Source organism: Bradyrhizobium sp. WSM1253, assembly GCF_000244935.1.
In the GTDB taxonomy this organism is placed as follows: Bacteria; Pseudomonadota; Alphaproteobacteria; order Rhizobiales; family Xanthobacteraceae; genus Bradyrhizobium; species Bradyrhizobium canariense.
In genome coordinates, this window is record NZ_JH600073.1 from 4,769,175 (window position 1) to 4,783,584 (window position 14,410).

At 63.3% G+C, this 14,410-nt stretch carries 14 protein-coding genes and 1 tRNA gene; 9 read left to right on the forward strand and 6 right to left on the reverse strand.

All coding sequences use genetic code 11. The features are described 5' to 3' along the window. The first annotated feature begins 22 nt into the window (after positions 1-22). The 4 genes from BRA1253DRAFT_RS24025 to BRA1253DRAFT_RS24040 all read left to right on the forward strand — a co-directional run bounded on the left by BRA1253DRAFT_RS24025 (position 23) and on the right by BRA1253DRAFT_RS24040 (position 4,251). Positions 23-373 (forward strand): hypothetical protein, encoded by a 351-nt coding sequence (locus BRA1253DRAFT_RS24025; protein ID WP_007598653.1) that lies wholly within the window; start codon positions 23-25, stop codon positions 371-373. A gap of 219 nt (positions 374-592) precedes the next feature. Next, on the forward strand, positions 593-871 hold the full coding sequence (locus BRA1253DRAFT_RS24030) for a PepSY domain-containing protein (protein ID WP_007598654.1): 279 nt from the start codon (positions 593-595) through the stop codon (positions 869-871). A gap of 63 nt (positions 872-934) precedes the next feature. Continuing rightward, positions 935-1,528, forward strand: a complete 594-nt coding sequence (locus BRA1253DRAFT_RS24035) for a cytochrome b/b6 domain-containing protein (RefSeq protein ID WP_035993875.1) — start codon at positions 935-937, stop codon at positions 1,526-1,528. A gap of 221 nt (positions 1,529-1,749) precedes the next feature. After that, positions 1,750-4,251: an EAL domain-containing protein gene (locus BRA1253DRAFT_RS24040; protein WP_007598656.1), complete on the forward strand. Its 2,502-nt coding sequence runs from the start codon at positions 1,750-1,752 to the stop codon at positions 4,249-4,251. 12 nt (positions 4,252-4,263) lie between these two features. Here the strand turns inward: BRA1253DRAFT_RS24040 and BRA1253DRAFT_RS24045 are convergent, their stop codons facing one another. Together BRA1253DRAFT_RS24045 and trxA are read right to left on the reverse strand one after the other, a co-directional pair. Further along, on the reverse strand, positions 4,264-4,941 hold the full coding sequence (locus tag BRA1253DRAFT_RS24045) for an LON peptidase substrate-binding domain-containing protein (protein WP_007598658.1): 678 nt from the start codon (positions 4,939-4,941) through the stop codon (positions 4,264-4,266). Positions 4,942-4,972: 31 nt separating this feature from the next. Further along, on the reverse strand, positions 4,973-5,896 hold the full coding sequence (gene trxA / locus BRA1253DRAFT_RS24050) for a thioredoxin (RefSeq protein WP_007598659.1): 924 nt from the start codon (positions 5,894-5,896) through the stop codon (positions 4,973-4,975). A gap of 275 nt (positions 5,897-6,171) precedes the next feature. Between trxA and BRA1253DRAFT_RS24055 the strand changes: the two genes are divergently transcribed. From BRA1253DRAFT_RS24055 to BRA1253DRAFT_RS24070, 4 genes are all read left to right on the forward strand, one after another. Next, a tRNA-Gly gene (locus BRA1253DRAFT_RS24055) sits at positions 6,172-6,246 on the forward strand. Between the two features lie 76 nt (positions 6,247-6,322). Further along, on the forward strand, positions 6,323-7,309 hold the full coding sequence (locus tag BRA1253DRAFT_RS24060) for an NAD(P)-dependent oxidoreductase (RefSeq protein ID WP_007598660.1): 987 nt from the start codon (positions 6,323-6,325) through the stop codon (positions 7,307-7,309). Positions 7,310-7,688: 379 nt separating this feature from the next. After that, complete coding sequence (locus tag BRA1253DRAFT_RS24065; protein WP_007598661.1) at positions 7,689-8,969, forward strand: sorbosone dehydrogenase family protein; 1,281 nt, start codon at positions 7,689-7,691, stop codon at positions 8,967-8,969. Positions 8,970-9,183: 214 nt separating this feature from the next. Next, positions 9,184-9,777, forward strand: a complete 594-nt coding sequence (locus BRA1253DRAFT_RS24070) for a cytochrome c (protein WP_007598662.1) — start codon at positions 9,184-9,186, stop codon at positions 9,775-9,777. A gap of 12 nt (positions 9,778-9,789) precedes the next feature. Here the strand turns inward: BRA1253DRAFT_RS24070 and panE are convergent, their stop codons facing one another. From panE to BRA1253DRAFT_RS24085, 3 genes are all read right to left on the reverse strand, one after another. Continuing rightward, entirely contained in the window at positions 9,790-10,713 is a 924-nt protein-coding gene (gene panE / locus BRA1253DRAFT_RS24075; protein WP_007598663.1) for a 2-dehydropantoate 2-reductase, read from the reverse strand. A gap of 184 nt (positions 10,714-10,897) precedes the next feature. Continuing rightward, entirely contained in the window at positions 10,898-11,512 is a 615-nt protein-coding gene (locus tag BRA1253DRAFT_RS24080; RefSeq protein WP_007598664.1) for a 2-hydroxychromene-2-carboxylate isomerase, read from the reverse strand. 141 nt (positions 11,513-11,653) lie between these two features. Beyond that, positions 11,654-12,250: a DUF2239 family protein gene (locus tag BRA1253DRAFT_RS24085; protein WP_007598665.1), complete on the reverse strand. Its 597-nt coding sequence runs from the start codon at positions 12,248-12,250 to the stop codon at positions 11,654-11,656. A 150-nt stretch (positions 12,251-12,400) separates the two neighbouring features. Here BRA1253DRAFT_RS24085 and BRA1253DRAFT_RS24090 point away from each other — a divergent pair, with 150 nt between their 5' ends. After that, positions 12,401-13,066: a glutathione S-transferase family protein gene (locus tag BRA1253DRAFT_RS24090; RefSeq protein ID WP_007598666.1), complete on the forward strand. Its 666-nt coding sequence runs from the start codon at positions 12,401-12,403 to the stop codon at positions 13,064-13,066. Positions 13,067-13,076: 10 nt separating this feature from the next. Here the strand turns inward: BRA1253DRAFT_RS24090 and BRA1253DRAFT_RS24095 are convergent, their stop codons facing one another. Beyond that, complete coding sequence (locus BRA1253DRAFT_RS24095; RefSeq protein WP_007598667.1) at positions 13,077-14,372, reverse strand: MFS transporter; 1,296 nt, start codon at positions 14,370-14,372, stop codon at positions 13,077-13,079. Between the last annotated feature and the right edge of the window lie 38 nt (positions 14,373-14,410).

Below are 14,410 nucleotides of genomic sequence, written 5' to 3' on the forward strand. Positions count from 1 at the left end.
AAATTTGCAGGGAGCTTTGACGATGCGTGATCTCTTGCTCCAGTGCGCCGGGGTCGTGACCATTGCCGTGGCCCTCATTCACGGCATTCTCGGCGAGACCAAGGTCTTTGCCCGCGCCCGCATAGAGCCGGAACGGCTCCGCACCCTGATCCGCCTGGTGTGGCAGGCCTCGACCGTCGCCTGGATCGGCGGAGGTGCGCTCCTGATCGCGGCGCCCTGGATGCAATCGGAGCCGGCGCGCCACTGGATCGTCGTCACCATGGCCGGCGTGTTCGGCTTCGCTGCTTTCGCCAACGCATGGGCCACGCGCGGCCGGCATTTTGGATGGATGGCGCTAAGTGCCGTCGTCGCGATGGCGGTTGCCGGCTACTGAGCGGCGCGCCCGATCTGCTTGCCATCAAACCGTGAGACGTAAGGCCGCAGTGTCGCTGTAAACACGCGCTGCATACGGAGAGCGCTGAGCTTTTTCGGATCGTTAGAATAACTCTAAAGCCAACTGCTTCTGAAGCGCATTGACTTCATCATGTGCTTTGCTTCCTTCGGTCCCGCTTCGCCTGCCGGCGCAGCGCCCACGACAGAAGAGGAGACGTTCGTGAAGGTTATTCGTGTTGTTGCCGTTGCATTGACGATCGGGATTGGCATGGGATCGGCAGCCTTGGCCGATGGTTTCAAGGACTGCACCAAGCTCGACAAGGCGTCGTGGAAGCCGGCGAGCGACGCCGAAGCCAAGGCCAAGGCGCTCGGCTACGAGGTGCGGCGCTCCAAGATCGAAGGCTCGTGCTACGAGGTCTACGGCGTCAAGGAAGGCAAGCTTTACGAGCTGTTCTACAGCCCAGAAGATCTCAGCCTGAAGCACACGATTGCGAAGTAGACCGCGCGAGATGGTCTGCGCGCAAATGGTCTGCGCAAAGTCATGCCTGAGGGTGGTCCTCGCTTGATCGAAGAAACGGTGCCGCACGCACGCGGGGGGTCCGACCGGACCCCCGCGGATCGAACCGCCGCGCGGACAGTCGCGGTCTGGGACCTCCCGCTGCGGCTCTGGCACTGGGCGCTCGCGGCTTGCGTTCTGGCCGCGTGGTCCACGCCGACCGTCTATGACGGACTTCACCGCATCGTCGGTTATGCCGTACTCGGCCTTCTTGCGTTCCGTCTGGTCTGGGGCTTTTGGGGAAGCCGCTATTCGCGCTTTCGCATGGTCGGCGTCAGACTTCGGGCCGCGCCGGGTTATCTCTGGAATCTGCGCCGCGGCATCACCGGCCGCTATATCGGTCTCAATCCAGCCGGCACGTTGATGCTGGTGGCGCTGCTGGTCTCGCTCGCGGTCTCGACGATATCAGGCGCGATGTCGGTGACCGTCACTTTCTTCGGCGTCTGGTGGATCGAGGACACCCACCACTATTCATCCGACGCGGTCATCCTCCTGGTCGTGCTGCACGTCCTGGGCGTGCTGTTGATGGGGCGTCTCCAGCGCGAGAACCTGATCCGCGCGATGATCACCGGCCGCAAACGAATCCGCGGGCACCTCTAAGCAGCACCGGGTTAATTCAAGCGGATGGAGCCTTGGGCCCGCCTAAACCCGTGGTTCCACGAGAATTAAGTCCTTCGCCCGCACCGGCTACCGCCAAACGGCGCCATTGTCGAGGTTGGGTTTACCTCCCGATAGGCATGCAACCGGGCATTGCAAGAAATTAACGTGACCAAAGCCAATCGGATCAATCGTCGAGCTTATTGACGAGGGAGGCGATTTCGATGTTCCGCGTTTTTACCTGCCTCACGGCAGAGCACGATTGGCGGCTTGTCATGCTCGCCGGTCTGGTTTGCTTCGCCGCAAGCATTGTAGCCGTCAGCATCTTTCATCGAGCGAACGCATCGCGCGCCTGGACGCGACTGATCTGGATTGCGATCGCCGGTGCCGCCATCGGTTATGGAATCTGGGCAACGCATTTTGTGGCAATGCTTGCCTACGAGCCCGGCGTCTCGACCGGTTACGCCATCACGCTGACAGCTTTGTCGCTCGCCGCAGCGATGATCCTGACGTCGGCAGGTTTTGGCGTTGCCGTCGGCAGCCCCGGCCGCTGGCGCGCGGCTGCCGGTGGCGGCATCATCGGCGGCGGTATTGCGAGCATGCACTATCTGGGCATGTCGGCCCTCGAAGTGCCTGGTCGCGTGACCTGGTCGCCGGAGCTGGTGCTCATCTCGATCGCCCTCGGCATGGTCCTAGGCTACGCCGCACTTGCGGTCGCCCTGGGTCGCAAGGACAGGTGGGGGACCTTCGCTGCGGCGCTGCTGCTGACGCTCGCCATCGTGTCGCATCATTTCACAGCTATGGGGGCGGTACAGATCGTTCCAGACCCGACGCTGGCAAGCGACACCCTGTCGCTTTCTCCCGGCTTCCTCGCCGTGGCAATCGCGGGCGTGGCCCTGTCGGTGCTCGGGATGAGTTTTGTGGGCGTGCTGGCGGATCGCCGGCTTGCGACCAGAACCAGCCGATTCGAGGAAGTTATCACTCAGCTTTCGTTTGCCAGGCAACAGGTGGAAGATTCGCAAAAGGAAATCCAGGACCAGAAGATCAGGCTCGACACGGCCATCAACAACATGGTCGAGGGCCTTTGCATGTTTGACACGGAGAAGCGGCTCGTCGTCTGCAACGAGCGCTATGCCCTGCTCTATCGGCTGCCGCCGGAACTGCTGAAGACGGGGACGCCGCACGTCGACATCATCAAGCACCGCGTTGTGAACGGCATCCTCAAGGGCGATACGAGCGAGGGCGCTGCCGGGCAATACATCTCGAGACTGGCTGCGTTGCCGTTCGACACAGTCTCGAGCAGGATCGACGAGTTTGCGGATGGTCGGTTGATCTGCGTGACGCGACAGCCGATGCCCGGCGGCGGATGGGTGGCCACGCATCTTGATGTTACGGAGCAACGCCGGTCCGAGGCCAAAATCACCCATATGGCGCAACACGATGCGTTGACCGACCTGCCAAATCGGGTGCTGCTCAGAGAGCGGATGGAGCATGCCATTGCAGTTACGCGCAATGGTGGTCTTGATCTTGCCGTGCTCATGCTTGACCTCGATCGCTTCAAGGAAGTCAATGACACGCTTGGACATCCGGCGGGCGATTCCCTGCTGCGCGCCGTCGCGGCGCGTTTGCGCGAATGCACCACGGAAACGGCGTTGATCGCCCGACTGGGCGGGGACGAGTTCGCGGTGATCGACTACGTGACCAGCCCGGCCGTGGAGGCCGCGACCCTCGCCGAGAACATCAGAAAGGCGCTTTGCAAACCCTTCGACCTCGGCGATCACCGGGTCACCGTAGGCACCAGCATCGGCATTGCCATCGCGCCGCGCGACGGCAATGATCCCGACGCGATCATGAAGAGCGCCGATCTCGCCCTCTACTCGGCCAAGAATGGTGGACGTGGCGCATTCCGTTTCTTCGAGCCGGAACTCGACGAGATCATGCATGCGCGACGGAATCTGGAGCGCGACTTGCGCGATGCGCTTGCCGACGGTCAATTCGAGCTCTATTACCAGCCATTCATCGACGCCGCGACCGGTAAGACCAGGGGCTTCGAGGCCCTGCTGCGCTGGCACCACCCGCAGCGAGGTCTGGTCATGCCGGGCGAATTCATCCCGCTTGCGGAGGAGACCGGCCTGATCGTGCCGCTGGGGGAATGGGTCCTGAGGACGGCCTGTGCGGAAGCCGCAAAATGGCCTGTCGATCTCAGCATCGCGATCAACCTGTCTCCCGCTCAATTCAGGAGCAAGGAGCTTGTGCCGGTCGTTGTCAGCGCGCTGGCGAGTTCGGGTGTGGCGCCGCACAGGCTCGAGCTCGAAGTTACGGAGACAGCGATCATGCATGACAGCGAAGCTGTATTCGAGGCCCTCGGTCAGCTGCGCCAACTCCGTGTGCGAATCGCCCTGGACGATTTCGGCACCGGCTATTCTTCTCTGAGCTTTCTGCAAAGATTCCCGTTCGACAAGATCAAAATCGACCGCAGCTTCGTCAGCGAACTGACCAGCGCGAGGGCAGAGGCGCAACATCTCGCGCGAGCAGTGGTTCGTTTCGCAGTCAGCTTGAGCAAGACCACGACCGCCGAAGGCGTCGAAACGAGGGAGCAGCTGGACATCCTGCGTGAAGACGGCTGCGCCGAAACGCAAGGCTACTATTTCAGCCGGCCGATGCCTGCATCCAGCATCGCGAAAATGCTGCTGCGAGATGACGGAGCAGCCGTCTGCGCTGCGTGAGCGTTCAGGCCGTCACTGCAGCGGCGGATCGCCTGAGGTGCGTTTTTTGGCGAGATCCATCTCGGTGACCGCGATCAAAATTTCGGCGCGGGTCTTCAGGTCGGGCGCTTCCAGCATCGCCTGCTTCTCGGCCACACCATAGGGCGACATCATCGCCAGCGCGTTGACGAGCGCCTCGTTGGGAGCGGTCTCGACGCCCTCCCAGTCGACCTTGAGGTTGTTGGCCTTCAGAAAGTCCGCCAGCACCGTCAGCAGTGCTTCGCGATCGACCTCCTCCTCGCCCATGCGCGGCGTGAAATCGTCGACGAAGGCGAAGAAATCCACCTTGCACTGCCGGTAGGCGGTGAGCACTTCGAGCTCCTCGAGCACTTTGAAGCGCGAGACACCGGTGAGCTCGAGGATGTAGCGGCCGTCGCCAGATTCCGCGAGTTGGGTGATGCGGCCGACACAACCGACGCGGAACAGCGCCGGCTTGTCGGAATTCTTGGGCGAGTGCGCGATGTCGGGCTGGATCATGCCGATCAGGCGATGGCCATCGCGGAAGGCATCGTCGATCATCGCGAGGTAGCGCGGCTCGAAGATGTTGAGCGGCATCTGCCCGCGCGGCAGCAGCAGCGCGCCCGGCAACGGAAACACCGGAAGGATCTCCGGAAGGTCGGCGGGCCCGCGATATTCGATGTTGATCGGCATCTGCCGGGTCCCCTGGCCTTGCCAGCGCGCGTCAGGAAAACAGGATGATCGACAAGCGCTTGCGTCCCTCGACGGTTGCATCGTCCGTGCCGCCCCAGGCCTCGAAGAACTGCACCAGCTGCTTGCGGGCGCCGTCGTCGTTCCATTTGCGGTCGCGCTTGACGATCGCAAGCAGCTGCTCGGTGGCAGCTGCCCGGTTGCCTTGGGCGTTGAGCGCGATCGCGAGGTCGAATCGGGCCTGATGATCGAGCGGGTTTGCGGCGACTTTCTGTTCCAGCTCGGCGACAGGCCCGAGCTGCTCCGCCTGCTCGGCCAGATCGATCGCGGTCTGCACGGCTTTCACGGCCGGGTCGTTGCGCTTGGATTCCGGCACCATGGCGAGCGTCTGCTTGGCCTGCTCCATCGCACCGGAGACGGCGTAGCATTTCGCGAGCCCGGCCAGGGCTGCGATGTTGGTCGATTCGAGCTGCAGCACTTCCGCGTAGATCTGCGCGGCCGCGGCGGCATCGCCCTCGGCGAGCACGGCCTCGGCTTCCTGGAGGATTTCCGCGATATTCGGCTCACCCGGCGCGGTCACGCCCTTGGTCAGCTTCTCGATGAAGGCGTTGAGCTGGCTCTCCGGGACCGCACCCATGAAGCCGTCGGCCGGCTGGCCGTTGACGAAGGCGATCACCGCCGGAATCGACTGGATGCCCATCTGGCCCGGGATCGCCGGGTGCTGGTCGATGTTCATCTTGACCAGCTTGACCTTGCCCTTGGCGGCCTTGACCGCTTTTTCCAGCAAGGGCGTGAGCTGCTTGCAGGGGCCGCACCACTCCGCCCAGAAGTCGATCAGCACCGGCTGGCGCTTCGATTCCTCGATGACGTCCTTCACGAAGGTCTGGGTGGTCGTGTCCTTGATCAGATCGGCGGCAGCCGGGCCCGCTGCTCCGTTACCCTGGTCGATGATCGTCACGGGATCCCCTCGTCTGATGTCTGGAATTGGCGGGTCTTTAGCACGTCGCCAATTCATATGCTTCGCTGTTGGCCCTAAATTGGGCCGGGACGGCCGAATTTCAATCCGTGCGTGCCGATTCGACGGTTCCGGGGCCTTTTTGGGTCATTTGGCCGCGTTCGGGTCTATATCGGGCCTCCGATTGCGCATCTATGCCGCCGGTAGCTGTTGCATTCCCCTCCCGCTTTTGGCATACGACAGCCGTTGCCGGCGCAGTCATGTGACCGACACAGGATGCGGGTGTAGCTCAGTGGTAGAGCACGACCTTGCCAAGGTCGGGGTCGAGGGTTCGAGCCCCTTCGCCCGCTCCAATTTTTCCCAAAGCATCCAGCCGGACCGGACGGGCACGTGGTTTTCCACGCCGCTGGCGGCTGTATTGGGTAACGAATGACAATCCTGGTCACAGGCAGCGCGGGCCATCTCGGCGAGGGCCTTCTCCGCACGCTCCGCGGGCGCGGTTCGTCTGTGCGTGGGATCGACCTGAAGCCATCGCCCTTCACCGACGCTGTCGGCTCGATCGTCGATTCCGATTTCGCGCGGCGCCAGATGGACGGCGTCACCGCGGTGATCCACACCGCGACGCTGCACAAGCCGCATGTGGCGACCCACAGCAAGCAAGCCTTCATCGACACCAACGTCACCGGCACGCTCAATCTGCTTGAAGCGGCTGTGGCGGCCGGCGTGCGCAGTTTTGTCTTCACCAGCACCACCAGCGCGTTCGGCTCGCAGCTCCGCTCCGAGGCGGGACAGGCCGCGGTGTGGGTCACCGAGGACCTGCCGCCGATCCCGAAGAACATCTACGGCACGACCAAGCTGATGGCCGAGACCCTTTGCGAGCTGTTCTGTCGCGAGCGCGGCCTGCCTGTCGTGGTCTTGAGGACCTCGCGCTTCTTTCCGGAAGACGATGACGATCCGGCGATGCGGTCGGCTTACGCGCCGGAGAACGCGCAGGCCAACGAGCTGCTCTATCGCCGGCTGGATATCGCGGACGCGGTGAGCGCCCATCTGCTCGCAGTCGAGCGCGCGCCGAACATCGGATTTGCCCGCTACATCCTGTCGGCCACAAGCCCGTTCGAGCAGCGCCACCTGACTGCGCTGGCGCGCGACGCGGCCGGTGTGGTGCGCGAGCTCTATCCGGATTGTCCGGAGCTCTACGCGGCGCGCGGCTGGCGCCTGTTCCCCGCGATCGATCGCGTCTATGTCAACGAGCGCGCGCGGCACGAGCTCGGCTGGCGGCCCGAATTCGACTTCGCGCATGTCCTGAACTGTCTTCGCGATGATCGCGATTTTCGCAGCACGCTGGCGCGCGATATCGGATCGAAAGGCTATCATGAGACGATTTTCGACGATGGTCCCTACCCCGTCGCCCCGTAGCCGCCACCTTTGCTAATTCGCTCGACTCGTCAGATGTCTACCCGGAATCACCGGCAGCAAGATGGCCGGAGCCGTTCTACTGTGCATGGGGTTGTTTTCGCGTTTTTTTGTTCCGAACCTCCTGCTGCCTGTAAATTAGCCGCGCGTGATCTTGATTCCGCGCTGCAGCGAGAGCGTTGTTGTCGCGGCGTTCGCCATCATTGACTTTCCGTCTCAATTTTTACTGAGCGCTATCGCATCGCACGCGGCGCGCTTCTCACCGCTCGCAGATGTGCTAACCTTTCTGCGTCTGTCCTCTCGACAGAGTCCGAACTTCGCCTCTCGACAGCAAAATAAAATAAATGTGCAGCCCTGACGGCTGCCTTAGGGGAGTGACGCGATGAAATTCCATCGATCCGTCTTTCAATCCATCCTGGCGCTTGCAGCGGTTGCCCTTCTCGCGGGGACAAGCGTCGGTCACGCGCAGCAGCAGGACAAGAACAAGCCGCTGAAGAAATACGAATCCGGCACCAAGGAGTTCTGGACCCATCCGCCGGACGACTGGTTCCTCGGCGACGAGACCGAGGCGCAGAAGGGCCTGGCGCCGCCGTCGGGGCCGCCGACCGGCGCCTCCGACGCCGAACTCGCCAATATCGTCAAGAAGGTCAAGCTGCCGGCTGGCTTCAAGATGGAGGTCTACGCCTCCGGCGTGCTGGCCGCGCGGCAGATGGCCTGGGGTGACAAGGGCACGCTGTTCGTCGGCTCGTTCGGCCTCGGCAACGTCTACGCGATCAAGGACAACAACGGAAAGAAAGAGGTCAAGACCATCCTCAAGGGGCTGAACATGCCCACGGGTCTGGCCGTCAAGGACGGTGCGCTCTACGTCATCGCGGTCGACAAGCTGATCCGCTACGACGACATCGAAAACAAGCTCGACAATCCCGGCGAGGGCAAGGTCGTCTATGACGACATGCCGTCCTATGCCGCGCATGGCTGGAAGTACATCGCGGTCGACAAGGAAGGCTGGTTCTACATTCCGTTCGGACCGCCCTTCAACATCGGCGTGCCCCCGACCAGCGTCTCGCAGATCCGCCGCGTCGATCCCAAGACCGGCAATGCGGAAATCTACGCGCTCGGCGTTCGCAACTCGGTCGGCGGCGACGTCGATCCGCGCACCGGTAAGTTCTGGTTCACCGAGAATGCCCGCGACTGGATCAGCGACGATCTGCCCTCGGACAAGCTGAACATGATCAGCAAGATCGGCGAGCACTTCGGCTATCCCTACTGCCACCAGGGTGACCTGCCGGATACCAAGTTCGCGATGGGCCACAAATGCTCCGAGTTCACGCCGCCGGTGCTGAACCTCGGTGCTCACGTCGCTCCGCTCGGCATGAAGTTCTATACCGGCGACCAATTCCCGGCCGAGTACAAGAACAACATCCTGATCGCCGAGCACGGCTCCTGGAATCGTCACAAGTACCAGGGCGGCCGCATCATGCGCGTGATCGTCGGGCCCGACGGCAAGAACGCCAAGCAGGAGGTGTTCGCCTCCGGCTGGATCGAGGGCGACCAGGGCTATCTCGGCCGTCCCGACGACATCATCCTCGCCAAGGATGGCTCGATCCTCGTCGCCGACGATTGGGCCGGCGCGATCTACCGCATCAGCTACAGCAAGAAGTAGCGCAAGATGACACGAGGCTGCGGTGCCGAGCGGCGCCGCAGCCTTTCTCATTTCAATTTCGCACGCCGTCGTTTCTGATTGCGCGCCCCTTGCGCGCAAGCCCGGAACCCTTGGCCACGAACGCGGGTTATGGAATTCTCAGATGCGCCATTGCGCATCATAGCTCGCGCTTCTTCGCCCGGAATGGCGCGTTCGATAGATCGGAATCCCAATCATGCGCCGGCAGTTCATCTCGCACGCAATCAGCGCGGTTGCGCTTCTCGCGCTCGGTTCTCTCTCCGCAAGCGCCGCCGACAATGCTGCGATCAAGGAGAAGGCCGCCGTCTGCGCCGGCTGTCACGGCGAGAACGGCATCTCGCAGACCGAGAACATCCCTTCGCTCGCTGGCCAGCCCGATCAATTCCTGCAATGGCAGCTGGTGTTCTTCCGCGCCGGCTCGCGCAAGAACGATCAGATGCAGCCGATCGCCGAGGAGATCACCAACGAGGACGTCCGCAATCTCGGCGCCTATTTCGCCGCGCTGACGCCGCCGACAGCGGCGGAGGACAAGGATCCGGACCTGTCGAAAAAGGGCGCGCAAGTTGCCGCCGGCCGCCGCTGCGCCTCATGCCATACCGATAGCTTTGCCGGCACCAAGGCCGTCGCGCGGTTGGCGGGCCAGCGCGAGGAATACCTGGTCAAGGCGCTGCACGACTACAAGAGCAGCCAGCGCGTCGGCGGTGGCGGCGCCGCGATGGCCGATGTCGCCTATCACATGAGCGATGAGGAAATCACCGCCGTCTCGCACTATCTCGCGTATTTCAAATAGCGGAAGCTGCGGTCAGCCCGCCCGCTGCTTCTCATACGCCTTCAAATGCGTGTACGCGATGCGCAGCTTCGGCACCGGCACCTTGGCGGCATCGGCACGCTCGATGAGGTCGCCGATGACGTGATCGGCCTCGACCGGCAGGCCGGCCTTGACGTCGCGGAACATCGAGGCCGTCATCGGCGAACCCTCGGTGGTGAGGTTGCCCTTCACGCGCTCGAAGAACGGCCCGCCCGGCGTGTAGCCCGACGCGGCGGCGATCGCGCTGGTCTCGTCCAGCATGCCAAGCAGGAAATCCCTGCCGCCGGGAGCGGCGAGGATGTTGCCGACCGAGGTGCGCATCAGGCTGGTGGACGCAGCCAGCGAGGACAGGAACACCCACTTCTCCCACATGTCCTGCATGATGTTCTGGCTGGCGGTGGCCCCAACGATGCCGCTCTTGAAGGCCTCGTCGATCGCCTTGACCCGATCCGACAGCTTGCCATCGCGCTCGCCGTAATTGATCGACTGCATCGGCTGCAGCTGCACCACCTCACGCTTTTCGTCGAGCGTCGCGGCGATGGCGCAGAGGCCACCGAGCACGCGCTCCTTGCCGAACTTGCCGTCGAGGATGTCGAGATGCTTCATGCCGTTGAGCATCGGGATGATCGCGGTATTCGGCCCGACTGCTGCCGCGAACGACTTGATGGCGTCATCGAGGTCGAAGGCCTTGCAGCTGAGCAGCACGACGTCGAACTTGTCCTTGAGCGCGTCGGCCTGAACGGTCGGCGGATTTTTCAAGGTCACGTCGCCGTTCGGGCTCTTGATGACGAGGCCGGCGCTCGCGAGCTCGCTGGCGCGCCGCGGCCGGACCAGGAAGGTGACGTCGCGGCCCGCCTGCAACAGCCTGCCACCAAAATAGCCGCCGATGGCGCCAGCGCCGACCACGAGGATACGCATGGGATTGTCCTTGTTGTTTCTTGCTGTCGTCCTGGCGAAAGCCAGGACCCATTACCCCGACTGTATATTGTCGGGCAAGCTGGAGCCCCAGCTCGTCACAGCCACAGCCTTCGGTGGTTATGGGTCCTGGCTTTCGCCAGGACGACATCAGAGATGATGGCTCGATCTGTCCATCATACGAAAATCACTTCCCCGAGACCATCTCCTCGACCTCGCGCAACTGTTCCTTGCCGAAGAACATCTCGTCGCCGACAAAGAAGGTCGGCGAGCCGAACGCGCCGCGTGCAACAGCCTCCTCGGTGTTCTTGATCAATCTGCCCTTCACCTCCGGTTCCGCCGCGCGGGTGAACAGCTTTTGCGCGTCGAGGCCGGAGGACGCCAGCGCCTTGGCCGCGATTTCCGGATCGTCCATCTTCTTCGGCTCGCGCCACATGTGATGGAAGGCGGCCTCAACGTATGTTTCGAACACGCCTTCGAGCTGCGCCGCGATCGCCGCGCGCATCAGGTTCAGCGTGTTGACGGGGAAGAAGGGATTCCAGACATAGGGCTGCACCTTGAAGCGCTTGACGAAGCGCTCGGTCTCGACCGCCTGGAATTCCCGCTTGTTCTTGACGCCGGCAAGCGTCTCGGCCGGGGACTTGTTGTTGGTCGACTTGAAGATGCCGCCGAGCAGGATCGGCACGTACTCGAATTTAACGCCGATGCGTTGCTCGATGGCCGGAATCGCGAGATGACTGAGATAGGCGTTCGGGCTGCCGAAATCGAATAGGAATTGCGGGGCTGTGCGGGTCAAAATCATCCTCCCTGACCTGGCTTCTTGATCTGGATTGCCATCCATTGTGGCGCGGCGCGCACCACAGGTCCACCGTTTAATGACGGTCATAATACTGTGAGCGCGCGAACACGTTGGGCGCGAGTTGCGCGTACGAACGCCTCAAGCTCAAGCGCGGTCGCTGTAGGCGAGCTTGACGATGTGGTCGCGGATGTCGGCGGGCCAATCTGCGATCAGTCCGGTGAAACGCCGCCGGTCATCCGCAAACAGCGCGCGCGAAGCTTCCTCGAACTGCGGCAGATTGCCTCCCATGGTCGACATGAAGTGATAGGCCGCATCGCGCGCCTGCCGCGCGCGATCCTTGTCGCCGCTGGCACGCCGCGCCTCTTCGACAAGTTTCCGCAGCGCGACCGAAGCGCCGCCTGCTTGCGCGCTGAGCCACTCCCAGTGCCGCGGCAGCAGCGTCACCTCGCGCGCGACCACGCCGAGCTTCGGCCGGCCGCGGCCGCGCGGCCCGCTCGGCGATGGCGTCTCCTCAACCGGGGACGGGACAAGCTTCGCCAGCCGCGCCAGCACCTCGCGGTCTCCGCCGCGCAGATCGAAGTCGATCGTTCGGCCCGTGGCGTCCTCGAAGATGACGATGGGCTCGTCCGGCCGCTCCGCCATCCGCTTGACGACCAGCGCGACCTCTCCTGCCGGCCCGGAGACCAGACGGCGATGCCCTTGGAAAGCGGTGAAAGTCTTCTGCATTGGAATCATTGCCATATTGATCACGGTGGCGACTTTAATACCCGGGTGAATTACAAAGGTCAATATACCCGGGTTAAAATATCCGACCGGATGGCTCGACATTGCGTTCCCGGGCTGGCACGAACGCGCGGCCGATCGACCATGCCTAGCCCCGGGGACCACGCGATGCTGACCGTTCATCACCTCAACAATTCCCGATCGCAGCGCGTGCTGTGGCTGCTCGAGGAGTTGGGCGTGCCCTACGAGATCGTGCGCTATCAGCGACAGCCGGACATGCGCGCGCCGAAGGAGCTGCGCGCCATCCATCCGCTCGGCAAGTCGCCCGTCATCACCGACAACGGCAACACCATCGCTGAATCCGGCGCGATCATCGAATATCTCATCGCCACCTACGGCAACGGCCGGCTGGTCCCGCCGCCGAACACGCCCGAGCGGCTGCGCTTCACCTATTGGCTGCACTATGCGGAGGGCTCGGCGATGCAGCCGCTGCTGCTCAAGCTGCTGTTCACGCTGATGCCGAAGCGCGCGCCGGCGTTGCTCCGCCCGCTGGTGCGCAAGGTCTCGAACCAGGCGCTCACCGCATTGGTCAATCCGCAGATCAAGCAGCACATGGATTATTGGGAAGGCGAGCTCGGCAAGAGCGAGTGGTTCGCCGGCAACGAATTCACCGCCGCCGACATCCAGATGAGCTTTCCGCTCGAGGCAGCCCAGGCGCGCGGCGGGCTCGAGCTCGGCCATCCCAAGGCGATGGCGTTCCTGGAGCGCATTCATGCGCGGCCGGCATACAGTCGCGCCCTCGAAAAGGGCGGGCCGTATCAGGTCGGACGATAGTTGGCCTTCATCAGTCCGCGTGCAGCACGCGCCCGCGCGTCTCCGGCAGCGCGAAAGCGGCGATGAAGAACAGCGCGTAAGCCACCACCGCGAACATCGCGATCGCATTCGCAAGCGACGTCGTCGCCGACAGCGCTCCGACCAGGAACGGAAACAGCGCGCCGATGCCGCGGCCGAAATTGTAGCAGAACCCTTGGCCCGAGCCGCGCAGTCGCGTTGGATAAAGCTCGGTCAGGAACGCGCCGACGCCGGAGAAATAGCCCGAGGCGAAGAAGCCGAGCGGGAAGCCGAGCACCCACAGGATTTCGTTGGTGAGGGGCAGCTGCGTGTAAAGCAGCACCACCGCCATCGCGCCGATCGAGAAGGTCAGAAAGAGATTGCGCCGTCCGATCCGGTCGGCGAGCCAGGCGCCGGTGAGATAGCCAATGAAGGAGCCGATGATCAGCGTCGAGAGATAGCCGGTCGAGCCGACGATCGACAGATGCCGCTCCTTGGTCAAGAACTGCGGCACCCAGAAGGTGACGGCGTAATAGCCGCCCTGGCAGCCTGTCGCCATCAGCGACGCCAGGATCGTGGTCTTCAGGATTGGACCGGAGAAGATTTCCCAGAGCGCCGGGCGATTGCCGCTCGCGGCCTGCTTGGCGCGGGCCTCAGCCGCGATCTCCGGCTCGGTCACGGAGCGGCGGATGTAGAACACCAGCAGCGCCGGCAGCGCGCCGACCACGAACATCCAGCGCCACGCCGTCTCCGCCGGCAAAGCCGAGAACAGGATCGCCTGCGACAGCACCGCGAGGCCCCAGCCGACGGCCCAGCCCGACTGCACCGAGCCGACCGCTCGCCCGCGATATTGCGGCCGGATCGCTTCACCCATCAGCACGGCGCCCGCCGCCCACTCTCCGCCGAAGCCGAGGCCCAGCACCGCGCGTGCGATCAGGAGCTGTTCGAAATTCTGCACGACCGCGCAGACCAGCGAGAAGAACGAGAACCAGATGATGGTGATCTGGAGCGTTCTGACCCGGCCGATATGATCGGAGAGATAGCCGCCGAGCCAGCCGCCGATGGCGGAAGCCAGCAGCGTCACGGTGCCGGCGAGGCCGGCCGATCCCGCATCGACCTTCCATAGCGCGATGATGGTGCCGATCACCAGCGGATAGATCATGAAGTCCATGCCGTCGAGCGCCCAGCCCGCGGCGCAGGCCCAGAACGTCCGCCGCTCCGGCGCGTTCATGTCGCGATAGAAAGCAAGAAGGCTGGTGTCCTCGATCTCGGCGCGTTCGATGCGCTGGTTCGGATCAACGGTGGTCATGTGCGTTTCCCGACAGTGTTTTCTTTTGCGGCCTCTTT